The organism is Curtobacterium sp. NPDC088465 (assembly GCF_044753165.1).
In the GTDB taxonomy this organism is placed as follows: Bacteria; Actinomycetota; Actinomycetes; order Actinomycetales; family Microbacteriaceae; genus Curtobacterium.
Window position 1 is genome coordinate 248,615 of the sequence record NZ_JBIVMR010000003.1, and the last position, 21,526, is coordinate 270,140.

Annotated in this window: 18 protein-coding genes and 1 pseudogene; 9 read left to right on the plus strand and 10 right to left on the minus strand. The window is 72.9% G+C overall.

Annotation, left to right across the window (positions count from 1 at the left end; translation table 11 throughout):
* Positions 1–59: 59 nt before the first annotated feature.
* Positions 60–1,121, plus strand: a complete 1,062-nt coding sequence (locus ACIP6W_RS12905) for an NADP-dependent oxidoreductase (RefSeq protein ID WP_081984992.1) — start codon at positions 60–62, stop codon at positions 1,119–1,121.
* A gap of 76 nt (positions 1,122–1,197) precedes the next feature.
* On the opposite strand, the gene ACIP6W_RS12910 is transcribed toward ACIP6W_RS12905, so the two are convergent.
* From ACIP6W_RS12910 to ACIP6W_RS12920, 3 genes are read right to left on the minus strand one after another with little or no spacing between them, the layout of a single operon-like run.
* Positions 1,198–2,040, minus strand: a complete 843-nt coding sequence (locus tag ACIP6W_RS12910) for an ABC transporter permease (protein WP_209684958.1) — start codon at positions 2,038–2,040, stop codon at positions 1,198–1,200.
* Positions 2,027–3,016, minus strand: coding sequence for an ABC transporter ATP-binding protein (locus ACIP6W_RS12915; RefSeq protein ID WP_400429944.1), 990 nt, complete (start codon positions 3,014–3,016; stop codon positions 2,027–2,029). The genes ACIP6W_RS12910 and ACIP6W_RS12915 overlap by 14 nt, the downstream gene beginning before the upstream one ends.
* Positions 3,013–4,083 carry an outer membrane lipoprotein carrier protein LolA gene (locus tag ACIP6W_RS12920; protein WP_400429946.1) on the minus strand — a complete coding sequence of 357 codons (1,071 nt, stop codon included), beginning with the start codon at positions 4,081–4,083 and terminating at the stop codon, positions 3,013–3,015. The genes ACIP6W_RS12915 and ACIP6W_RS12920 overlap by 4 nt, the downstream gene beginning before the upstream one ends.
* Positions 4,084–4,233: 150 nt before the next feature.
* Between ACIP6W_RS12920 and ACIP6W_RS12925 the strand changes: the two are divergent.
* Positions 4,234–5,532, plus strand: a pseudogene (locus ACIP6W_RS12925) (FGGY family carbohydrate kinase); the annotation flags it as partial.
* Positions 5,533–5,786: 254 nt separating this feature from the next.
* On the opposite strand, the gene ACIP6W_RS12930 reads toward ACIP6W_RS12925, so the two are convergent.
* From ACIP6W_RS12930 to ACIP6W_RS12945, 4 genes are all read right to left on the minus strand, one after another.
* On the minus strand, positions 5,787–6,353 hold the full coding sequence (locus ACIP6W_RS12930; protein ID WP_081984988.1) for a ribose-5-phosphate isomerase: 567 nt from the start codon (positions 6,351–6,353) through the stop codon (positions 5,787–5,789).
* A complete protein-coding gene (locus ACIP6W_RS12935) occupies positions 6,350–8,089 on the minus strand; it encodes a dihydroxyacetone kinase family protein (protein ID WP_066655508.1) in 1,740 nt (579 codons plus the stop codon). The genes ACIP6W_RS12930 and ACIP6W_RS12935 overlap by 4 nt, the downstream gene beginning before the upstream one ends.
* Before the next feature lie 155 nt (positions 8,090–8,244).
* The gene (locus ACIP6W_RS12940) at positions 8,245–9,570 is read right to left on the minus strand and encodes an MFS transporter (protein WP_066655506.1); all 1,326 of its coding nucleotides are present in this window, start codon (positions 9,568–9,570) and stop codon (positions 8,245–8,247) included.
* Between the two features lie 19 nt (positions 9,571–9,589).
* Positions 9,590–10,765, minus strand: a complete 1,176-nt coding sequence (locus ACIP6W_RS12945; protein WP_400429949.1) for a zinc-binding dehydrogenase — start codon at positions 10,763–10,765, stop codon at positions 9,590–9,592.
* Between the two features lie 142 nt (positions 10,766–10,907).
* Here ACIP6W_RS12945 and ACIP6W_RS12950 point away from each other — a divergent pair, with 142 nt between their 5' ends.
* Both ACIP6W_RS12950 and ACIP6W_RS12955 read left to right on the plus strand, forming a co-directional pair.
* On the plus strand, positions 10,908–11,726 hold the full coding sequence (locus ACIP6W_RS12950; protein WP_271826878.1) for a GolD/DthD family dehydrogenase: 819 nt from the start codon (positions 10,908–10,910) through the stop codon (positions 11,724–11,726).
* 52 nt (positions 11,727–11,778) lie between these two features.
* Positions 11,779–12,744, plus strand: a complete 966-nt coding sequence (locus ACIP6W_RS12955) for a sugar-binding transcriptional regulator (RefSeq protein ID WP_066655499.1) — start codon at positions 11,779–11,781, stop codon at positions 12,742–12,744.
* A gap of 135 nt (positions 12,745–12,879) precedes the next feature.
* On the opposite strand, the gene ACIP6W_RS12960 is transcribed toward ACIP6W_RS12955, so the two are convergent.
* Positions 12,880–13,416: a DinB family protein gene (locus ACIP6W_RS12960; protein WP_066655496.1), complete on the minus strand. Its 537-nt coding sequence runs from the start codon at positions 13,414–13,416 to the stop codon at positions 12,880–12,882.
* A 189-nt stretch (positions 13,417–13,605) separates the two neighbouring features.
* On the opposite strand from ACIP6W_RS12960, the gene ACIP6W_RS12965 reads away from it, so the two are divergent.
* On the plus strand, positions 13,606–15,108 hold the full coding sequence (locus tag ACIP6W_RS12965; RefSeq protein WP_400429952.1) for an MFS transporter: 1,503 nt from the start codon (positions 13,606–13,608) through the stop codon (positions 15,106–15,108).
* A 226-nt stretch (positions 15,109–15,334) separates the two neighbouring features.
* Here ACIP6W_RS12965 and ACIP6W_RS12970 read toward each other — a convergent pair whose 3' ends face one another.
* On the minus strand, positions 15,335–16,372 hold the full coding sequence (locus tag ACIP6W_RS12970; protein ID WP_400429954.1) for a GTP-binding protein: 1,038 nt from the start codon (positions 16,370–16,372) through the stop codon (positions 15,335–15,337).
* A gap of 60 nt (positions 16,373–16,432) precedes the next feature.
* Between ACIP6W_RS12970 and ykgO the strand changes: the two genes are divergently transcribed.
* Together ykgO and ACIP6W_RS12980 are read left to right on the plus strand one after the other, a co-directional pair.
* A complete protein-coding gene (gene ykgO / locus ACIP6W_RS12975; protein ID WP_058743312.1) occupies positions 16,433–16,555 on the plus strand; it encodes a type B 50S ribosomal protein L36 in 123 nt (40 codons plus the stop codon).
* 27 nt (positions 16,556–16,582) lie between these two features.
* Positions 16,583–17,239: a histidine phosphatase family protein gene (locus tag ACIP6W_RS12980; RefSeq protein ID WP_066655482.1), complete on the plus strand. Its 657-nt coding sequence runs from the start codon at positions 16,583–16,585 to the stop codon at positions 17,237–17,239.
* 273 nt (positions 17,240–17,512) lie between these two features.
* Here the strand turns inward: ACIP6W_RS12980 and ACIP6W_RS12985 are convergent, their stop codons facing one another.
* Entirely contained in the window at positions 17,513–19,255 is a 1,743-nt protein-coding gene (locus tag ACIP6W_RS12985; protein WP_251154551.1) for a glycerol-3-phosphate dehydrogenase/oxidase, read from the minus strand.
* A gap of 229 nt (positions 19,256–19,484) precedes the next feature.
* Here ACIP6W_RS12985 and ACIP6W_RS12990 point away from each other — a divergent pair, with 229 nt between their 5' ends.
* Both ACIP6W_RS12990 and ACIP6W_RS12995 read left to right on the plus strand, forming a co-directional pair.
* Positions 19,485–20,426, plus strand: coding sequence for a sugar-binding transcriptional regulator (locus tag ACIP6W_RS12990; RefSeq protein ID WP_251154656.1), 942 nt, complete (start codon positions 19,485–19,487; stop codon positions 20,424–20,426).
* Between the two features lie 61 nt (positions 20,427–20,487).
* Positions 20,488–21,492, plus strand: a complete 1,005-nt coding sequence (locus tag ACIP6W_RS12995) for an AraC family transcriptional regulator (protein WP_081984986.1) — start codon at positions 20,488–20,490, stop codon at positions 21,490–21,492.
* Positions 21,493–21,526: the final 34 nt, after the last annotated feature.

Genomic DNA, 21,526 nt, shown 5'->3' on the forward strand with positions numbered 1-21,526 from the left:
ACGGACACCGTTCCGGCGTCGCGAGTACACCGGAGCCATGCCCACGGAAGGAGTCCCCCATGCGCATCGGTAGTGCAGTGCAGTACGACCGGTACGGCGGGTTCGACGTCGTCGACCTCGTCCCGCAGGAACGTCCCGAGCCCGGACCCGGCGACGTCGTCGTCGAGGTCGTCGCCGCCGGCCTGAACCACGTCGAGCGGTTCCTCCGCGAGGGGAAGCTGCGCGACCACATCGACCTCGAGTTCCCTGCCCACCAGGGCGTCGACTTCGCCGGCATCGTCCGGGCCCGCGGCGCCGAGGTCCGTGACCTCAAGGTCGGCGACGAGGTGATGGGCCACGCGCCCGAGGGCGGTGCCCACGCCACCTGGATCCGCGTGCCCCGCGGTGCGGTCGTGAAGAAGCCCGAGCACGTCGGGTGGGAGGTCGCCGGCGGCCTCTACCTGGCCGGCGCCACCGCCGCGACGATCGTCCGCGGACTCCGTCTCGGGCCCGACGACACCGTCGTGATCTCCGCCGCTGCCGGCGGTGTCGGGCACATCGAGTGCCAGCTGGCGCACGATGCCGGCGCGACCGTCATCGCCCTCGGCAGCCCGCGGAACCACGACTACCTGCGGCAGATCGGCACGCTGCCGGTCGCGTACGGCGAGGGCGAGGAGGACCGCATCCGGCAGATGGCGGCCGGCCGGCCGATCACCGCGTTCATCGACAACCACGGCGGTGGCGGTGCAGCGGACCTCGCATCGCGGCTCGGCGTGCCGTCGGAGCGGCTGGTGACCTCCGAGCACCGCCGCGACGTCGAGATCCGGTTCCTGCGGGCACCGGCCGACGACGAGGAGGCCCGTGACCTGCTCACCCTGCTCGGCAAGGCCGTGCAGGACCGCCGCGTGCAGGTGCTCATCTCGGGCTTCTACCCGTTCGAGTACATCGTCGACGCCTACGAGGACCTGGCCGAGATGCGCTCCCGCGGCAAGGTCGTGATCGGCATGCAGACGGTGGAGACCGGTGCGCGACTCGACTGGTACCGCTCGGAGAAGGCGCGTGACCTGCGCGACCGCTACGCCGATGCACGAGGCGCGGACACCGAGACGATGGCCGGCGGGTCGGCGAGCCCGGAGGCCTGAACCACACGCGCGAGGATCGGGCCCGGTCTCCGGCAGGAGGCCGGGCCCGATGCGTGCGCGGGAGAGCGTGCGTCGGCTAGCTGAGGACGTCCTTCGTCGCGAACCGTCCGTACGCCAGCGCACCGAACACGGCCACCCAGCCGAGCTGCAGCAGCGCGTTCGCCCCGAAGGAGTCGAACGCGATCGGGTCGCGGAGCAGGTCGCCGAAGCCGAGCCACAGGTGCGAGAACAGGAACGGGTGCAGCCGGTCGAGCTGCGGGAGCTGGTCGAGCACCTGCGACACCCCGGCGAGCACGACCGTCGCGGCCATCGCCCCGACCGGCACCGTCGTCAGCGTCGAGGCGAAGAGCCCGATCGCGGCCAGCCCCAGCATCGAGAGGGCCACGTACAGCGCGAGGAGCAGTGCGCGGCCGGCGTACGACCAGCCGCCGACCTGCGTCCCCGACAGCAGGGTCACCGGGCCAATCGGGAAGAGCAGTGCGCCGATCGCCGCGCCGACGAGCACGACGAGGAGCGTCGCGGCCAGGCAGAACGCGACCGTGGCGGCGTACTTGACCAGGATGAACCGCAGGCGGCCGGTCGGGGCCACCAGCAGGTAGCGGATCGTGCCGTGCGACGCCTCGCCCGCGACCGTGTCCCCCGACACGACCCCCACGGTCAGGGGCAGGAACAGCGGGATCGACACGGTGAGCGCGGTGAACGCGACGAAGAGGCCGTTGTTCGTGATGTCCCCGAGGAACGCGGGACCACCGGAGTCACCGTCGGTGGTCAGGCGCACCGCGATCGCGATGAGCACCGGGACCAGGGCGAGGGCACCGAGCATCGCCCAGGTCCGGCGGCGCCGGAACAGCAGCGCGAGCTCCGACCCGAGCAGGGCGAAGGGGCGGACGGGACGGCGGACGGGCTCAGGCTGCGACATCGAACCCCTCTCCGGTGAGCGCGACGAACAGGTCCTCGAGGGTGCCGCCGCCCACCGCGACGCCCCGGACCCGGACGTCGGCACGGACGAGGTCGGCCGTGACGGTCTCGGGCAGGACGTCGTCGGGCAGGTCGGCGACCAGGACGTCCGCACCGGTGTCCCGACGCGGGGAGAGCCCCAACCGCACGAGCACCGCCGAGGCCTCGCCCACGTCGGGGGTCCGGACGGTCAGGGTCCGTCCGCCCGTCGCCCGGAGCTCGTCGAGGGAGCCCTGCGCCACGAGGCGCCCGCTCCGCATCACCGCGGCGTGCGTGCAGACCTGCTCGATCTCGGCGAGCAGGTGGCTCGACACGAAGACCGTGGTGCCGTCGTCGGCCAGCGAGCGGATGAGGTTGCGGACCTCGCGGGTCCCCTGCGGGTCGAGGCCGTTCGTCGGCTCGTCGAGCACGAGGAGGTCACGCGGCGCGAGCAGTGCGCCCGCCAGGCCGAGGCGTTGCTTCATGCCGAGCGAGTAGGCGTGTGCCTTCTTGTCGGCGGCGTGGCCGAGCCCGACGCGGTCGAGCGCCGCCGCGACACGGTCGTGGCGGGTGCGCGGGTCGGAGGTCGGGTCCGCCGCGTCGAACCGCTGCAGGTTCGCCCGACCGGACAGGTACGGGTAGGCGGCCGGACCCTCGACGAGCGCGCCGACGCGGGGGAGGACCTCCTGCAACGCGCCCGGTACCGCACGGCCGAGCACCTCGATCGTGCCGCTCGTCGCCGCCGACAGTCCGAGGAGCATCCGGATGGTGGTGGTCTTGCCGGAGCCGTTCGGACCGAGGAACCCGAAGACCGATCCGCGCGGGACGGCCAGGTCGATCCCGTCGACGGCGCGCTGCCGGCGGAACACCTTGACGAGCGACTGCGTCCGGATCGCGAGGTCGGGAACGGGCCGGCCGGGCTCCGTCGCCGCCCGGTCCGGCTGCGGGGCTGTCGTCACTTGGCGGCGGCGACCAGCGCGGACACCGGGACGGCGCCGGCGAACACCCGGCCGTCGTCCGTCAGGTAGACCGACACGAGCGACGTCTGCAGTGCGCGGCCGCCGTCGACGGGCTTCGTCACCTGGTCGAGGAGCGCCGAGGCGTCGGAGTCCGGACCCGGTCCGGCGGTGTCGCCGGCGGGCAGCTCCACGACGCTGTCCCACCCGGAGCCGGTCACCGTCGGTCCGACGCCGCTCCGGTCGTCGCCGTGTGCCCGACCGCCCTGCCCGTGCTGGTGGGCGTCCGAGAGGTCCTTCGTCGTGACCTCGGCGCCGGACGGCGGGGTGAAGTCGAACAGGCGAGCGTCGGGCGCGCCGTAGTCGAGGCTCGTGAACCCGACCTGGAACGCCGGGTCCTGCTGCCCGGCTGCGGTCACGGTGACGCGCAGGGGCAGCCCGGTCTGCTGGTCGACGGCGAGCCGGACCGAGCCGACCAGGGTGTCGTCGGACCTCGGCGTCAGGGTGACCTGCCATGCGTCGTGTCCGGCGACGCGGATCGTCGTCGGGTCGGACACCCGGGTGCTCGGGGTGATCGCGTCGACCGCACGCTGAGCCGCCTGCGCCGGCGTGGTGGCGCCGGCGGTGGGGGCGTCGGCGTCCGCGGGGAGCGTCAGGTGGACTGCCGTGCGCTCCTTCGAGTCCCAGGTCCACACGTCGGACCCGTTCCGGACCACGTCCTGTTCCGCGAGCTGCTGGGTCAGCTGGAAGCGCTGTTCGTCCTCGCCGCCGACGTACACCCGCGCGGTGTGCGCGGCGGTGAGCAGTCCGAGCACGTCGGACGCGTCGCCCTCGAGCGAGGAGCCGCCGCTGCCCGAGGGGAGCTCCGGCAGCCCGAGGTCGCTCGTCTGCGCGATCGTGCCGGAGTACTGGGCGTCCCGGGACCCCGCGATGCTCGCGAGGACCTCGGCCGCGGTGGGGTCCGAGCCCGCCACCGGTCCGGCAGCGGCGTTCGCGATCACGGGCGCGGCGATGACGCCGGCGACGACGACCGGCGCGATCGCGGCGGGCAGCCAGGCTGACTTCTGCATCGTGTCCCCTTCGGTGGAGCGGTGGGTCGCGAGCACCGTACGTCGGGCTGCCGACAGTCGGCTGGGCGTCCGCGGCTGTCGTCCCGGTGCCCGGCACTCGTAGGATCGGTCCGCCCGGCGACGGGACGACACGGCGGCGAAGGAGACGGCATGCGCGCGGTCCTCGGACTGGACATCGGTACCTCGAGCACGAAGGCGCTGCTGGCCGGGTTCGACGGCAGGGTGCTCGCCGAGGGCTGCCGGGAGCACAGCGTCGACCGCCCCGTCGAGGGGCGGGTCGAGATGGACGGCGACGCCTGGTGGGCCGAGTTCGTGGACCTGACGACCGAGCTGCTCGCACGGGTCCCGCACGCGCGGGTCGAGGCGGTCGGGGTCAGCGGCATCGGTCCGTGCGTCCTGCTGTCGGACCAGGACGGACGGCCGCTGCGGCCCGCGATCCTCTACGGGGTGGACACCCGCACCGCGGACATGCTCGACGAGGTCGCGGCGGAGCTGGGCGGTGACGACGCCGTCCGTGCCCGGTGCGGCAGCGGGCTCAGCACCCAGGCCGCCGGGGTGAAGCTCGCGTGGCTCGCCCGGAACGAACCCGACACGTGGCGTCGTGCCGGACGGTTCACGATGCCCTCGTCGCGGATCGTCGAGCAGCTCACCGGCGAGTACGTCCTCGACCACCACTCGGCGAGCCAGACGACCCCGCTGTACGACGTCCACGCCGAGCGCTGGATCGACGAGTGGTGCGCGCGGCTCGCGCCCGGTCTGCGGATGCCGCGGCTGCTCTGGCCCGGTGACCGGGCCGGTGACGTGACGGCCGCCGCGGCCGCAGCCACGGGCCTCCCGGCCGGGATCCCGGTGATCGCGGGGACCATCGACGCCTGGGCCGAGGGGGTCAGCTCCGGCGTCCCCGCGCCGGGGCGGGTGTTCCTGCAGTACGGGTCGACGATGTTCCTCATCGCGCCCACCGACCGGCCGACGTCGGTCCCGGGTCTGTGGACCACGGTCGGGACCCGCCCTGGGCAGCCCTGCGTCGCGGGGGGCACCGCGACCTCCGGCGCCGTCACCGACTGGCTCCGGCGGCTCGTCGACGGCGACCGTGCAGCACTCCTCGCCGAGGCGCGGGCCGCCGGTCCGGGCGCCGGGGGACTGCTCGTCCTGCCCTACTTCGCCGGGGAGCGGACCCCGATCGCGGACCCGGACGCCCGCGGAGTGGTCGCCGGGCTGACGGTCCGGCACACGCGTGGTGACCTCTACCGCGCGACGCTCGAGGGGACGGCCTACGCGGTCCGCCACAACCTCGAGGTGCTGGGCGGGGCCGGCATCGACGTGCACGAACTCGTCGGCGCCGGCGGCGGGGTGCTCGGACGACTGTGGCCGGAGATCGTGTCGGACGTCACGGGGCTCCCGCAGACCATCCCGTCCGTCACCACGGGGGCGTGCTTCGGCACGGCGTACCTGGCCGCGCTGCTCGTCGACGGCGCGGACCGCGTCGACATCCGCGCCTGGAACCCGCCGGCGGTCGTCATCGAACCGGATCCGGTGGCCTCCGAGCGGTACGACCTCGGGTACCGGGACTACCGGGAGCTCTACGAGGCGACCGTGCCGGTCGTGCACCGGTTGGCGCGCCGCCAGCGCGACGACGGGACCGCCACCGCACCAGCCGGTCCGGCGGGTGCGCTGGCGGTCCCGAGGGGGCGACCGGCGTCAGGTCACGCGGTGGCGGTGACCCCGGCGTCGGTGCCGGCTGCGCCTCCGGCGTCGGTGCCGGCTGCGCCTCCGGCGTCGGTGCCGGCTGCGCCTCCGGCGTCGGTGCCGACGGGCGCTGAGCCGTCGTAGCCGCAGATCGCGGCGACCTTCTCCGCGCTCGCGCTCGACGGGTCGAACGTGTACCCGAGCCACTCCTTCGCCATCCGCCGGGCGACCTCGATGCCGACGACCCGCTGGCCCATGCAGAGCACCTGGGCGTCGTTCGACAGCACCGACCGCTCGACGCTGAACGAGTCGTGCGCCGTGACGGCCCGGATGCCGGGGACCTTGTTCGCGCTGATCGCGACGCCGAGCCCGGTGCCGCAGACCAGGATCGCCCGGTCGGCCTCGCCGTCCGCGATCATCCGGGCGGCGTCGACGGCGACGTGCGGGTACGCCGTGTGGCCGTCCGCGTCCACGCCCACGTCGACCACGCTGGCCACGCGGTCGTCGGCCTCGAGGTCCCGCTTGATGACCTCCTTGTAGTCGAAGCCCGCGTCGTCCGAGCCCACCACCAGTCGTAGCGTCATGCGTCCACTCCTTCGCGTCGTGCGCGGTCGGCGAGCACCTCGCCGATCCGTGTGAGGACCATCCCCATCGAGGTGGCGCCCGCATCGGGCGTCCCCACGCTCTTCTCGGCCAGGGGTCGGGCCCGCCCGACCTTCGGCCGCAGGTCCGCCGTGGCCTCCGCCTGCTCGACGGCGACCCGCGCTGCCGTCCGCCAGGCCGCCGGCAGGTCGGCGCCGTCGTCGACCGAGGACCGCAGCTGGTCGACGAAGGGCAGCAGTGCATCGAGCAGCGTCTTGTCGCCGCGGGCCGCGCCGCCCAGGTGGACGATCGAGTCCGCGAACGCCTGCGCGGCAGCCACGACGTCGGCCGGACCGTACGTCTCCCGGTCGTCGCCGAGGGCACGACCGAAGGCCTCGAGGGCCGCGCCCCAGAGCACACCGGACGTCCCGCCGGCGGACGCCGCCCAGGCGTCACCCGCCCGACCGAGCACGAAGGCGACACCCGCGGCCGGGTCGGTCTGCTCGACGGACCGGCGAGCCGCCGAGACACCCTTGACCATGCCGCGCCCGTGGTCGCCGTCGCCGGCGACCGCGTCGATGCGCCCGAGGGTCTCCTCGTGCTCGCGGAGCAGCGCGTCCATCGCCACCACGGCTGCGCGGGCGGTCTCGGCTGCCCGCCGGGAGGCCTCGGTCGCGTCCGGCACGACGGTCGCCTCCGCCTCGGCCTCGGCCACCGCGTCAGCCGGCACGAGCGCCGCGACCGGAGCGGCGACCTTGCGGTACGCCGGCGTGTAGGCGTCCGCGCGCCAGTACTGTTCGAGCTCGTCGTCGAGGAACTGCAGCGTGAGCGAGCAGCCGCCCATGTCGAGGCTGGTGACGAGCTCGCCGACCTCGGGCTCGACGACCTCGAGCCCGGCGTCCTCGAGGAGCGGCAGCACGCGGCCCCAGAGCAGGAAGAGCTCCTCGTACTTGGTGTCGCCCAGGCCGTTGAGGATCGGTGCGACCCGCGGCCCGGCGCCCTCGGGGCGTTCTGCGACCAGCCGCTCGACGAGCAGTGCGGCGAGCTCCCGCGCGGGCAGCACCGGGACGTCCTGGATGCCCGGCTCACCATGGATGCCGAGGCCGAGGCCGAGGTGTCCGTCCGGGACGGAGAAGAGCGGTTCGGTGGCGCCGGGCATGGTGCAGCCCGAGAACGCGACGCCGATCGTCCTGGTGGCGGCGTTCGCCGCGGTGCCGACGCGCTCCACCTCGTCCAGGTCGAGTCCCGCCGCCGCGGCGGCACCCATCGCCTTGAACACCGAGAAGTCGCCGGCGATGCCCCGCCGCTGCGCGACCTCGTCGGCGCTCGCGACGTCGTCGGTGACCACGACGATGCGCGTGTCGATGCCCTCGGCGCGCAGGCGCTCGGCGGCGAGGCCGAAGTTCATCGTGTCACCGGCGTAGTTGCCGAACGACAGCACGACGCCGCGGCCCTGGTCGGCGGCCTTGGCCACCGAGTACACCTGGGCCGCGGACGGCGAGGTGAAGACGTTGCCGACGACGGCGCCGGTGGCGAAGCCGGGGCCGACGACGCCGCAGAACGCGGGGTAGTGCCCGGATCCGCCGCCGACCACGACGGCGACCTGCCGGTCGGCGCCCTCGGTCGGGAGGGCGACCACCCCGCCGTGCACGCCGCGTACCCGGTCGGCGTACAGGGCGAGCCAGCCGGCCAGCTGGTCGTCGGCGAAGTCCTCGGGGTCGTCGTGGATCGTGGTCATGGAGTGCGTTCCTGTCGTGCGGTGGACCGGGGTCCGGTGGATGGGGTCAGGATCGGGTCGGACGACCGGGTGCGTCGGTCGGGACGGAGGGGACGGGTCGGGGGGCCGGGCGGCGGTGGGACGGCCACCGCCGCCCGGGGTCGGCTCGGCGGGCCTCAGCGGGTGCCGCGGTGCGGGCGTCCCTGGGGCACGTCGAGGAAGTGGATCATCACGAAGGCGCAGGCGTAGAGGCCGACGAAGGTCCAGGTCACCGCCTGGCCGCCGCCGCCGAGCGCGAAGACCGCGGCGACGACGCCGGTGCCGAGGAACGCCGCGCCACCGGCAGCGGTGGTGTACATCGCCATCGCGGCACCCTTGTGCTCCGGGGCGAGCGCGGGCATGATCGCGCCCATCGGGACGAAGCCGGCGAGCAGGCAGCCGAACACGCAGCCGGCGACGACCGAGAGCACGTAGCCCCAGTCGGAGCCCGCGGGCACGAGCTGCGGCACGTACCACCAGGCGACGAGCCCGGTCGCCGAGCCCACGATGCCGAACCACTTCACCGTGCGCTGCCAACCGATCCGGTCGCCGACCCATCCGAACAGGGCGTTGACCAGGATGTTCGTCGCGTAGACGCAGACGGTCATGAGCAGCCAGCGGCTCTGGCCCCACCCGCGGTCGTTCGCGATGATCGCGGGCAGCACGACGAACATGCCGAACTCGGGCGCGGTGTTGATGAGGCGGACGAGGAAGCCCATCAGGATCTTCGGCCGGGTGGCGGTGAGGCGGATCCCGCTCGTCATCACGCGCCAGGCGCTCTCACCGGCGGGTGCGATCCGCGTGAAGCCGTTGGGCAGGCGGACGCCGAACAGCATGATCAGGAAGCCCACGACCACGAGGCCGATCGATGCGACCATCGCGCCCGCCTCGCCGACCGTGCCGCCGCCGAACACCGGGATCGCCCCGATGGCGAACAGCGAGCCGAGGGTCGGCAGCCCACCGGTGAAGGCGACGTAGAACCAGCCGACGGCCGAGCCGTTGCGCTCCACCGGCGTCGTGATGTTCACCCACACCAGGAAGGCGAACGCGAACAGCGGGTAGCCGAAGCCGCGCAGGGCGTACGCGACGGCGGCGAACGGCACGCTCTGCACCTCCAGGGCCAGCAGGAACAGCACCTCGAAGACGACCCAGACGGCGAAGCCGAGGATCATCACCCGGCGCGGACCGACCAGGTCGGACAGGGCGCCGGAGACGTAGCTGCCGATCAGGGCGGCGAGGCTGTAGAACGTCACGATCGTCGCCACGGTGGCCTCGGGGCTGCCGAGCACCGCGACCATGTGCGGGGTGATGAAGTTCGACTCGACGCCGTTGCCGGTCATGAAGACCAGCACGGCGACGAAGCCGAGGGCGAGCGGACGGGGGATCCCCATCCGGTCCAGCCGGCCCTCGGACCGGCCGGCGGTGGGCGTGGAGGCGGTGGTGCGCGCGGTCGTCGTCGACATCGCGGGGGCTCCTCGGGTGTCAGGCCCGCGCGACGGACGTGGTCGGCGCGGACGTGGTCGGTGCGGACAGCGACGGGATGATGGACACCTTGACGGACGCACCGGCGGAGTCGCCGACCAGGTCCAGTGCCTGCTGGAAGTCCTCGAGCGGGAACTGGTGCGTGCAGATCTCGTCCATCGGCAGCATGCCGGACTCGAGCAGCTTGATCGCCGCCGGCCAGGTGTGCGGACCGAGGTGTGCCCCGCGGACGTCGAGCTCCTTGTCGTCGGAGATGATCGACCAGTCGACGGATACGGCGTCCTTGAAGACCGAGTACTCGACGAACGTGCCGAGCTTGCGGAGCAGGTTCAGGCCCTGCGGTACCGCGGACGGGTGGCCGGTGGCCTCGATGTAGACGTCGGCACCGTAGCCGTCGGTGAGCTCCTTCACCCGGGCGACGGCGTCCTCGTGTGCGATGTTGATCGTCAGGTCGGCGCCGACCTTGCGGGCGAGCGCGAGCTTCTCGTCGACGACGTCGAGCGCGATGATCCGCAGCGGGTTCTTCTGGCGGGCGCCGGCGATCGCGGAGAGACCGATCGGACCGGCGCCGGCGATGACGACCGTGTCGCCGAACCGGATGTCGCCGCGCTCGACGGCGTGGAAGGCGCAGGAGAGGGGCTCCGCGAAGGCGGCGACCTGGCCCGGCAGCGCGCGGTCGACCGGGTGCGTCAGGGCGCCGCTCGGCACGAGCACGTACTCGGCCATCGCGCCGTCGAAGCCCTTGAAGCCGAACATGTCGTGGACGTTGCACATCCAGTAGGCGCCCTCGAGGCAGTAGCGGCACTCCCAGCACGGCACGATCTGCTCGCAGGCGATGCGGTCGCCGAGTGCCACACCGCGCTTCGCGAGTGCGTCGTCGGCGCCGGCGACGATCGTCCCGACGAACTCGTGGCCGGGGATCCGGTCGGCTTCCGCCCATGCCGGGCGGTTCTCGTCGCCCCAGAACTTCGCCGCGCCGTGGTAGCACTTCAGGTCGCTCGCGCAGATGCCGACGGCGTCGGTGCGGAGCAGGAGCTCACCCGGTCCGGGCTGCGGGACCGGACGCTCCTCGAGTCGGTAGTCGCCCGGACCGTGGACCACCACGGCACGCATCGTGGTCGGGTTCTCGCGGTGCGCGTCGCCCTGCGCCGGGGTCTCGGTCGTCGTCGTCGACATGAGCTGGTCCTCCGTTGGTCAGCCGGGCGGTGTGCCCGTTCCGATGGTTCGGCGACGACTGTACACGCTCGGGAACAGATGTCCAGAACACAATTTCTGCTATCGTTCCGACACCACGACCGCGCATCGCAAGGGAGCGACCATGACCACCGCCACCGAGACCGACCTCGCCGCCGCACTCCGACCGGGCCCCGACGCCGTCGAGCTGACGAACGACCTGACGGGCCGCACGGCGGTCGTCACGGGTGGGGCGTCCGGCATCGGCAACGCGATCGCCCACGCCTTCGCGTCGCGCGGGGCCCGGGTCGCGATCGTCGACGTCCGGACGGACGCCTCGGCCGCTGCAGCCGCCGGGCTGCCCGACGTCCCCACCGGTGCGCACCTCGGGCTCGCCTGCGACGTCACGGACGACGCCTCCGTCTCGGCGGCGGTCCAGCAGGTCGTCGACGCCGCCGGGTCGATCGAGGTGCTGGTGAACTGCGCCGGCATCGTCGCGCTCGACGCAGCGGAGGACCTGGACGGCGGCGCGTGGGCGCGCACGCTCGACGTCAACCTGACCGGGACCTTCCGGCTGGCGCAGGCGGTCGGGCGGCACATGCTCGCGGCGGGCAGCGGTCGGATCGTGAACATCGCGTCGCAGGCGGCACACGTCGGCCTCGACCGGCACGCGGCGTACTGCGCGTCGAAGGCCGGCGTCCTCGGGCTGACCCGGGTGCTCGCACTCGAGTGGGGCGGACGCGGGGTCACGGTCAACACCGTCTCGCCGACCGTCGTGCTCACCGACCTCGGCCGGGCGGCCTGGGCGAACGAGGCGGGGCTCCGCCACCAGGACGAGATCCCGACCGGTCGCTTCGCCACCCCCGCCGAGATCGCCGCCGCGGTGCTGTTCCTGGCGAGCGACGGTGCCGCGATGGTGAACGGCGCCGACCTGCGCGTGGACGGCGGGTTCACGATCCGGTGACCCCCGGTCGGACTACGATCCGAGTGTCCGACCGATCCGAAGGGTCCGCAGCATGTCCTCCGAGAGCACCACCGGCGCCGAGGGGGCCCGGGCCCGCTTCCCGCTCGACACCGTGTACCAGGCGGCGCGGATGTACTACCTCGAGGACGCCACCCAGGTCGAGATCGCGTCGCGCCTGGGGGTCTCCCGTCCCACGGTCAGCCGTCTCGTCGCCGAGGCCCGCCGCGCCGGACTCGTCCGGATCGACGTCGTGGACCCCTTCCAGGACGAGACCGTCGCACTGGCCGAGCGCCTGCAGGTCGTGCTCGGACTCCGAGCCGTGCACCTGGCCGCCGTGACGCACCAGGCGACGCTCGGTGCCGACCTGGCCGCCCCCATCGCGACCGCGGTCGAGGGCATGGGGCTCACGCCCGGCGACGCCGTGCTGATGTCCTCCGGTCGCACCGTGTACGACGTCGCACACGCCGGGATGCCGCCGCTGGCCGGGGTCCAGATCGTCCCGACGGTGGGCGGCCAGGCGGACCCGATGCCCTGGTTCCAGACGAACGAGATCACGCGGACCGCTGCCGAGCACTCCGGTGCGATCCCGGCGTTCCTCTTCGCGCAGGCCCTGCCGTCCGCCGCGATGCGCGCCACCCTCGACGAGGACCCCGCCTTCCAGCACGTGGTCGGGCTGTGGGGGCGGGCCAAGGGTGCGATCCTCGGCGTCGGCGCACCGACCCCGACCCGCGACGCGCTGGCACGGGGGATCCCGGTCGAGGACGCCGTGTTCGACCAGGCCGCCGGTGACGTCTGCCTCAACTTCTTCGCCGCGGACGGCTCGCCGATCGAGTTCCCCGGCAGCGAGCGCATGGTCCGGACCTCGCGCGACGTCCTGGCCGGCGTCCCGCACGCGGTCGGTGTGGCCGTGGGGGCGGCGAAGGTGCCGAGCATCGTCGGCGCGGTCCGCGCCGGCATGGTCAACGAGCTGGTGACCGACGCCGCGACCGCGCGCGCCCTGCTCGACGCGCTCGCCTGACCCGGCCGCGCACAGCGTCGCTCTCGGCCGCGTCGCCCGTGCGCGTGCCGCCCGCCGTCGGGACGGCACCGTCGACGGACGGGAGGCGCGGTGCGGGCCGGTGCCGCGCCTCCCGTCCGTCCCGTGTCCCGACCGTCAGTCGGTCGTGCGGGCGGTCCTGCGGACGTCCCACAGGTGGTGCACCGGGTCGTGCGCGTAGTAGGTCGCGAGGGTCGCGACCGTGAAGACGCTGCCGTCCGACCGCCGGCCCGTCCGCCCGAGGGCGTCGTCCGGTACCGCGGCGAACGCGGCCGCGGCGTCGCGAGCCGCCTCGGTCAGGTCGCGGGAGACGACCGCCGGGTCCTGCTCGCCGTACCGCTCCTCGACGGCGGTGGCGTCCTGGTCCCAGTTCGCGAAGGCCGGGCCGTCCTCGGACAGCACGAGGCGGAGGCGTTCGGTCATCTTCCGGTGGACGTCGCGGACGTGTGCGCCGTACTCGAGCGGCGACCACGTGTGGTCGTCCGGGCGCTGCCGGACGTCCGGACGGGCGAGCTGCTCCGGCCAGGCCGCCGTGTTCTCCGTGATCACGGCAGGGACGTCGCGGAAGGCGAGGGCTGCGCCGTCGAAGCCGCACTCGGGGCACGCCGCGCCGATCACCCAGGTCCAGTTCTTCGTGTCCGGTCGGATCGCCATGGGGCAGACGTTACCGGCTCGTGACCTCGCGCCCCATCGGCACGGGCATGCGGATCGGGCGGGACCCCCGTCCGGGTGACACGCCGTTCCCTGTGAATCCCGTGGCAGTGCCCGGCCCCGTGCTCCCTAGCGTTGCTGGCTGTCCCGGGCCGGTACCGACCGGCCCGCCCCACCACGAGGAGATCGCGAATGGGTTCCGACCCCAGCAGTACCAGCACCCGACCACCCCGACGTCTGCGCGTCAGCGACGTCACGGTGGTCGACCGGAGCATGATGCGCCGGGCCGTCAGCGGCATGGTCGTCGGCAACACGATGGAGTGGTACGACGTCGGGGTCTACGGCTACCTGGCGGTCACGATGGGCCGGGTGTTCCTGCCCACGGCCGAACCGTCGGTGCAGATCCTGTTCAGTCTCGGGGTGTTCGCGGCGACCTACGTCGCGCGGCCCCTCGGCGGGATCGTGTTCGGGCGGCTGGGGGACCGGCTCGGACGACAGAAGGTGCTCGCCACGACGCTGATCCTGATGGCGTCGTCGACCTTCCTCATCGGGGTCCTGCCGGCGTGGTCGACCATCGGTGCGGTCGCTCCGGTGGTGCTCGTCGTGCTGAAGCTCGCGCAGGGGTTCTCGACCGGTGGTGAGTACGCCGGGGCCACCACGTTCGTGACCGAGTACGCCCCGGACCGTCGGCGCGGCTTCTTCGCGAGCATCCTCGACTTCGGCAGCTACATGGGCTTCGCGCTCGGTGCGACCGTGGTGACGGTGCTGCAGGTGACCCTGGGCGAGGAGACGATGACCGCCTGGGGCTGGCGCCTGCCGTTCCTGCTCGCCGGCGTGATCGGCGTCGTCGCGATCTGGTTCCGCCTGCGCATCGAGGAGTCGCCGGTGTTCCAGGCGACGCAGGCCGCGCAGGAGGCCGCCGCGTCGGACCGCGAGGCCGCAGCAGGCGGCCGACCGGCGAACGTGCTCGTCATGGTGCGCGACCACTGGCGCCCCATCGTCATCGCGATCATGCTCGTCGGCGCATCGAACACGGTCGGCTACGCGCTGACCTCGTACATGCCGACGTACCTCACCGACTCGCTCGGCTACTCCGCGATCGACGGCACGCTGCTCACCATCCCCGTGCTCGTGCTGCTCGCCGTGATGCTGCCGGTCGCCGGACGGCTGTCCGACCGGATCGGTCGCCGCACCGTGATGTGGATCGGCGCCGGGACGACCGTCGTGCTCGCCGTCCCCGCCTTCCTGCTCATCGGGCACGGCGCGCAGTGGTCGACCCTCGCCGGGCTCGGGCTGCTGGCGTTGATGACCGCGCTGTGGGTGTCGAACCAGGCGGCGTCGCTGCCGGCGCTCTTCCCGACGTCGACGCGGTACGGCGGCATGGGCTTCGCCTACAACATCGCCATCGCCGTGTTCGGCGGGACGACGCCGCTCATCGTGCAGGCGCTCCTGACGGCCACGGGGGACCAGCTGGCGCCCGCGTACTTCCTCGTCGCGATGAGCATCGTCGGAGCGGTCGGTGTGTTCTGCATGCGCGAGTCGTCGCAGCGCCCGTTGCCGGGGTCGATGCCCGCGGTGGAGTCCGAGGACGAGGCTCGCGAGCTCGTCCTCACGCAGGACACGAACCCGAACCTCGACCTGGGGGACCTGCCGTTCGCGGCGCAGGACCAGGCGGAAGCAGCCGCCGAGCGCTGAGGGGGTGCGGCTGACCGGCGCCGGGTGACCGGGGCTCGGGGCGGCGCGCGGCGCCCGACGCGCGGTGCCAGGTGCCAGGTTCGCGACGTTGCACGTGTCGATCGACGCGTGCAACGTCGCGGTTCGCGCGTCACCCGCGTCTCCGGGCGTTCCCACGTCCCTGGCGAGCAGTGCTCCGCCGTCGGTGCCGCCGCCGGCGCCCGCGCCGGTCGGCCGTCCGCGGTGCTCAGTCGTGCCGGTGCTCGTGCGACGGGTCGAGCGCCGGCCACACCGGGAACGGGTCCGGCCACCGACGCCACACGTCGGGCCCGGCGAGCAGTTCCGCCGGGGTGAGGAGCGCACCGTCCAGCGCGCGTTCGACGGCGTGCACGTCGAGGCGCTCGCCGACGAACCAGATCGCCTGACCGACCGGTGCGTCCTCGTCCCACGACGGGTTCGCGGTCGGGTCGAGCGCCAGCATCGCGCCGAAGCTCGACCACGAGCCGACGTGGTCCGGCCGGGACGCCAGTCGGAAGAAGCCCTTCGAGCGCAGCACCCGGCCGTTCGCCCCCGCCGCGAGGTCGTCGGCGATGACGTCGGCGAGCCGCCCCGGGTGGAACGGCAGGGGCTCCCGGTACCGCACGGTCACCAGGTCGTCCCGCGGACCGCGCCCGGTGTCGGTCCGGCCGGAGTCGGACGACAGGGCGCGCATCCACCCGGCCCCCGAGGCCAGCAGCCGTGCCGCGCCGCCGTTGGACGCCGGCAGGTCGAGGGCGCTGCGCACGGCGGGCGCGGCGACGATCACCGCGTGCGGTGCCATGCGGTGGAGGAGGGACACGAGGGCGCGACGTCGTCGCCCGGACAGCGGCTCGACCCGGTCGAGCGCGATCACCGTGACGTACTCGACGACGGAGACCACCCGCTCGGCCGCGACGAAGGCGTCGTCCACGTCGGACCAGAGCAGGTGGGCCACGTCGTCCGCGCGGAGCACGGCGACCACGTGGCGCAGGATCCGGTCGTCCCCGGTCTCCGAGCGCGCGGCGTTCGCGAGCATCATGCCGACCGCGCGGACGTCGACCTCGGGCGCCAGCGTCACGACGAGGTCGTGGTCGGCGTCGGGTCCGCACACGCGGTCGAGCTGGTCGCGCCGCGCGGCGATGCCCCGGGCCGCGGCGAGGGCGTTGCCGGCGACGTGCATGCGGTGGCCGCTGCTGATCCTGCCGGCGACACGGACGGCGTCGGCATCGTGCAGGGCGGTGACGAGGGTGGTTGCTGCGGGGCGCATGTCGAGTACCCTACATGACAACCGTTCTCAACAAGGAGCCGGTGCAGGAAGGAGACCCCCGTGAAGGTCCGCAACTCGCTCAAGGCGCTCAAGAAGATCCCCGGCTCGCAGATCGTGCGTCGCCGCGGTCGCGTGTACGTCATCAACAAGCGCGACCCACGCTGGAAGGCCCGCCAGGGGTAGGTCACCGGCCGTCCGTAGGGTGGGGTCATGCGACTCCTGCTCATCCGGCACGGCCAGACCCCCGCGAACGTGAACGGTGTCCTCGACGCCGAGGTGCCCGGGCCCGGGCTCACCGAGCTCGGGCAGCAGCAGGCGGACGCGCTGCCCGCGGCCCTGGCCGACCGCGGGATCGAGCGGCTCTTCGTCTCGTCCATGGTCCGGACGCAGCACACCGCCGCGCCCCTCGCTGCGGCGCTCGGGCTCGAACCCGTCGTGCTGCCGGGGCTCCGTGAGATCGAGGCGGGCGACCTGCAGGGCAAGCACGACCGGACCTCGGTGCAGCTCTACATCTCGACCGTGCACGGCTGGTCGGCGGGGGACCGCGCGGGCCGGATGCCCGGTGCCGAGAGCGGCGATGACTTCTTCGCGCGCTACGACGACGCCGTGCGGCAGATCCTCGCGACCGGGGTCGAGGTCGCGGCTGCGTTCAGCCACGGCGCGGCGATCCGCACCTGGGCCAGCGCGGTCGCGCAGAACACCCCGGACGAGTTCGGCACGAAGCGGCACCTCGAGAACACCGGGATCGTCGAGGTCGAGGGGTCCTTCGAGGACGGCTGGCGCCTGGTCGACTGGGAGGGCGAGCCAGTCGGTGGCGAGGACCTCATCGACCGGACGGCGCAGGACCCCACCGGCGACGCGTTCTGACGGCCGAGCCGCGCCCGAGACGCCGGCGTCGACTCGAGACGCCCGCAGTCGAGCGAGACGCCGCCCGATCCGGCGGCGTCTCGTCGGGACGGCGGCGTTTCGTCGGGAAGGCGGCGTTTCGTCGGGAAGGCGGCGTCTCGTCGGGACGGCGGCGTCTCGTCAGGACGGCGGCGTCTGGTGATCCGAGCGGTGCGCGAGTGCGTGACCACGCGACGGACGGGAGGCGCGGTGCCAGCCGGCACCGCGCCTCCCGTCCGTCTGCGCTCGCGTGGACTACGCGGGCTGCGCCGTCGTGTGCAGCGGCACGATCACGCCGTGCGACTCGCGCAGGACGTCGAGCGTGCGCTGGACCTCGTCCGCGCGCTCCTCGGTGTCCCAGCCCAGGGTGTCGGCGAGCACGTCCGCCAGCTCGTCGAGCAGGTCGATGGTGACGCCGCCGACGAAGGCGAGGTTCGTGCGCCGGAGCACCACGTCGACCAGGTGGACCGCCTGCTCGTGCTGCGCGAAGTACGCGACCTCGGCCCGCGTGAGCGACGGGTCGGACTCGAGGGGCACGACCGGGCCGTCGGTGAGGACGTCCACGACCTCGGCCGCACGGGTGCCGTAGCGCTCGAGCAGCCCCTCGACGACGGACTCGTCGAGGCCGTCACGGTGCGACTTGATCCACAGCGCCCGCTGCGCGTCGGTCGTCGGGAAGTCCTTGCCGCCGCCGATCGCCATGCCGGTCGTGTCGACCTTCCGGGCGGTGCCGAGCTTCGTGGTGACGTCGCTCGACAGGTGCGCGGCCAGGGCGCGGAACGTGGTCCACTTGCCACCGACCAGGCTCAGCACCGTGGTGTCGGGGAGGCCGGCGATCGGGGTGTCGACGATCCGGTAGTCGCGGGACACGAAGCCGGGGGCGGTGTCCTCGTGGCGGGGGAGCGGGCGGATGCCCGAGTAGCTGTAGACGATGTGGTCGCGGGTGACCTCGATCTGCGGGAAGACGTGCTTCACCAGGCCGAAGAAGTAGTCGATCTCCTCCTCGGTCGTGGTCACCGGCTTCGACGGGTCCGCGTCGATGTCCGTCGTCCCGATGAGCACCCGGCCCTTGAGCGGGTAGATGAGGACGATGCGGCCGTCGTTGTTCTCGAAGAACAGCTCGCGGCCCTTGGTCGCCTCGAGCAACTCGTCGTTCTTGACGACGATGTGGGAGCCCTTCGTCCCGCCCATGAACTTCGTCTCGCCGCCGAAGGCCTGGTTCGTCAGGTCGGTCCAGGGGCCGGACGCGTTCACGACGACGTCGGCGGTGAACACGAAGTCCTCACCGGTCTCGCGGTCGCGCAGGACGACGCCGCCGTCACGGGTGCCGGCTGCCTCGACGTAGTTGACGGCGCGAGCGGTCGCGGCGCTGCCGGTGCCCTGCGCGGCGGCGAGGCCGTCCTTGAGCACGTCGAGCGCAAGGCGCTCCGGCTCGTGCACCGAGGCGTCGTAGTAGGTACCCGTGTACTTGAGGTCCTTGTTGAGTGCCGGCATGTCGGCGAGCGCGGCCTTCTTGGTGAGGAAGCGGTGCTTCGGCACCGAGCCGCCGTCACGCGAGAAGGAGTCGTAGATCGTCATGCCGATCTTGATGAGCGCGGCACCGCGCTCCTTGGTCGAGCGCTGCTTGTGGGTGAGCATGCGCAGCGGAGCGTTCATGATGCCGGAGAACGTCGAGAAGATCGGCATCGTGGTCTGCAGCGGCTTCACGTAGTGCGGCGCGATGCGGATCAGGCCGTTGCGCTCCTGGACGCTCTCGCGCACGAGACGGAACTCGCCGTTCTCGAGGTACCGGATGCCACCGTGGATCATGTGGCTCGACGCGGCCGAGGCCCCGCCGGCGTAGTCGCCGCGCTCGACGAGCACGACGTCGACCCCCTGCAGGGCGAGGTCGCGGAAGGTGGCGATGCCGTTGATGCCGCCACCGACGATGAGGACCTGTGCGTTCGGGCGCTCGGTGAGCGCGCTGACCGTCTTCCGGGGCTGCGTCTTCTTCGACATGGTGCGTCGCTTCCTTGGTCGGTTCCGTGGGACTCCTCCGATGGTGCGCCTGTGTGGGAAGGCGGGCAACTTGCGTGCACGAACGTGCAGCACACGTGTCGATCGGGTCGGCAGGCCGGCTCGCGACGCCGCTGCGGGTGCGGGGGCGACGGCCGGGAGGCGCGACAGGGGTTGCAGAGGCCCTGCACGTCCGTGCATGCTCGGTTCCGTGAGTGACGCAGCGCAGCCGATGCGAACGCAGCAGGCGCTGCGCGCCGCGCACCTGTACTACCTGCAGGACCTGACGATGGACGCCATCGCCGACGAGCTGGGGACCTCGCGCTCGTCCGTGTCGCGCCTCCTGAAGTACGCCAGGGACACCGGGCTGGTGGACATCCAGATCCGCTCGCCCCTCGACCAGGCCGCCGCGCTCAGTCGCAACATCCGCGCGCGGTTCGGCGTCCACGCGCACGTCGTGCCGGTGCCGGACCACACGAGCGACGTGGACCGGCTGGAGCGGGTGGCGCTGTCCGCGGCGCGCATCCTGACGCAGTACGTCGAGTCGAACATGGTGATCGGCATCTCGTGGGGATCGACCGTCAGCGCGGTGAGCCGCTACCTCGTACCGAAGACGACGCACGGGTCCACCGTGGTGCAGATCAACGGCGCCGCGAACACCCGCACCACGGGCATCGTCTACGCGTCGGAGATCCTGCGCCGGTTCGGCGAGGCGTACGGCGCGTTCGTGCAGCAGTTCCCGGTGCCGGCGTTCTTCGACGACCCGGCGACGAAGGAGGCGCTGTTCCGCGAGCGCTCGATCCGCCGCGTCCTCGACCTGCACGAGCGGATGGACCTCGTCGTGTTCGGCGTCGGTGCCCCGCAGGCGCCGGTGCCGTCGCACGTGTACTCGGGCGGGTACCTCGACCCGTCCGACCGCGACGAGCTCACCGAGGCCGGCGTCGTCGGGGACGTCTCGACCGTGTTCTACCGCGCCGACGGCTCGTGGAAGGACATCGGCGTGAACGCCCGGGCCGGTGCGCCGGACCTCGACACGATCAAGCGGGCGCCGCGTCGGGTCTGCGTGGTCGCCGGGCGCTCGAAGGCGGCGTCGCTCAAGGGTGCGCTCGCGGCCGGGCTGGTCACCGACCTCATCCTGGACGAGAGCGTCGGGCAGGCGATCCTGCAGCCCTGACCGCTCCGCTTGGGTCAGGTGCCAACCTACTTTGTCGGTGGTGCCCCGTAGGTTCTGGTCCATGGTGCCTTCTCACGAGAACCCCGATCGGGTGGAGTCCGACGGCGCCGTCCCGGCGGCACCTGCGACCGCGACGGACGGCCGCTCCTTCCGCCGCATCGCCGGCACCGACGTGGATGAAGCCCTGTCGTTCTTCACCGGCGACTACGACTTCCGGGCGCCCCGGGTCCGACGGACCCGACAGCGCCCACAGTGGGACTTCGCGGGGGTGAGCGACGGGCTGCTGTCCCTGCGGACGGCCCGGTTCCTCGTCGACCTCCGGACCGAGAGCGTCGTGGACGACCAGGTCCTCGTCGCGTGGTTGCGGTCCGGGTCCAGTACCCTCACCTTCGGCGGCCGGAGCATCGACCTCGAGCCCGGCGTGCCCGTGGTCCTGCCCGATGCGTACGAACTGCACCACCGCGACATCGGGCTGAACCTGGTGCAGCTCGACAAGGCGCACGTCAGGTCGCTCGTGGGCGATGCCGACTTCACGTTCGACGCGATGCACCGTCCGACCGCCGACGGCGTGCGCACCTGGCAGTCGGTCGTGCGCGCGCACTCGTCGACCTGGTTGCACAGCGACAACGACCTCAGCCCGGCGGCACGGCGCAGCATCGTCGACGCCTTCGTGACCGCGGCGGTCGACGCCTTCCCGCACCGCGAGCGCTGGCAGTCGACGGTCACCGGCAACGGTCCGGAGCACGCCCGACTGCGGCTGGCGCTCGAGTACGTGCACGCCCACGCGCGGGACGCCATCGGGACCGCCGAGATCGCTGCGGCGGCCGGGCTCAGTCCGCGTGGGCTCCAGCAGTCGCTCCGGCGGCACCTCGACCAGACGCCGGGTGACCTGCTGCGCAGCGTGCGGCTCGACGGCGCCCGGGGGGACCTGCTCCGCGGTGACCGCGACGACACCAGCGTGGCGGACATCGCTCGCGCCTGGGGGTTCGGGCACCTCGGCCGGTTCTCGGCGACCTACCGCGCCCGCTTCGGCGAGCTGCCGAGCGAGTCGCTCCGCGCGCACTGACCACCCGGGGCGTGCGCGGGCCGAGCCGAATCTC

Excerpts from the sequence above, each read along its gene's own strand:
- ACIP6W_RS12905 (WP_081984992.1), top strand. The coding sequence starts at position 60 with ATGCGCATCGGTAGTGCAGTGCAGTACGACCGGTACGGCGGGTTCGAC.
- ACIP6W_RS12910 (WP_209684958.1), bottom strand. The coding sequence starts at position 2,040 with ATGTCGCAGCCTGAGCCCGTCCGCCGTCCCGTCCGCCCCTTCGCCCTG.
- ACIP6W_RS12920 (WP_400429946.1), bottom strand. The coding sequence starts at position 4,083 with ATGCAGAAGTCAGCCTGGCTGCCCGCCGCGATCGCGCCGGTCGTCGTC.
- ACIP6W_RS12930 (WP_081984988.1), bottom strand. The coding sequence starts at position 6,353 with ATGACGCTACGACTGGTGGTGGGCTCGGACGACGCGGGCTTCGACTAC.
- ACIP6W_RS12935 (WP_066655508.1), bottom strand. The coding sequence starts at position 8,089 with ATGACCACGATCCACGACGACCCCGAGGACTTCGCCGACGACCAGCTG.
- ACIP6W_RS12940 (WP_066655506.1), bottom strand. The coding sequence starts at position 9,570 with ATGTCGACGACGACCGCGCGCACCACCGCCTCCACGCCCACCGCCGGC.
- ACIP6W_RS12945 (WP_400429949.1), bottom strand. The coding sequence starts at position 10,765 with ATGTCGACGACGACGACCGAGACCCCGGCGCAGGGCGACGCGCACCGC.
- ACIP6W_RS12950 (WP_271826878.1), top strand. The coding sequence starts at position 10,908 with ATGACCACCGCCACCGAGACCGACCTCGCCGCCGCACTCCGACCGGGC.
- ACIP6W_RS12955 (WP_066655499.1), top strand. The coding sequence starts at position 11,779 with ATGTCCTCCGAGAGCACCACCGGCGCCGAGGGGGCCCGGGCCCGCTTC.
- ACIP6W_RS12960 (WP_066655496.1), bottom strand. The coding sequence starts at position 13,416 with ATGGCGATCCGACCGGACACGAAGAACTGGACCTGGGTGATCGGCGCG.
- ACIP6W_RS12965 (WP_400429952.1), top strand. The coding sequence starts at position 13,606 with ATGGGTTCCGACCCCAGCAGTACCAGCACCCGACCACCCCGACGTCTG.
- ACIP6W_RS12970 (WP_400429954.1), bottom strand. The coding sequence starts at position 16,372 with ATGCGCCCCGCAGCAACCACCCTCGTCACCGCCCTGCACGATGCCGAC.
- ACIP6W_RS12980 (WP_066655482.1), top strand. The coding sequence starts at position 16,583 with ATGCGACTCCTGCTCATCCGGCACGGCCAGACCCCCGCGAACGTGAAC.
- ACIP6W_RS12985 (WP_251154551.1), bottom strand. The coding sequence starts at position 19,255 with ATGTCGAAGAAGACGCAGCCCCGGAAGACGGTCAGCGCGCTCACCGAG.
- ACIP6W_RS12990 (WP_251154656.1), top strand. The coding sequence starts at position 19,485 with ATGCGAACGCAGCAGGCGCTGCGCGCCGCGCACCTGTACTACCTGCAG.
- ACIP6W_RS12995 (WP_081984986.1), top strand. The coding sequence starts at position 20,488 with ATGGTGCCTTCTCACGAGAACCCCGATCGGGTGGAGTCCGACGGCGCC.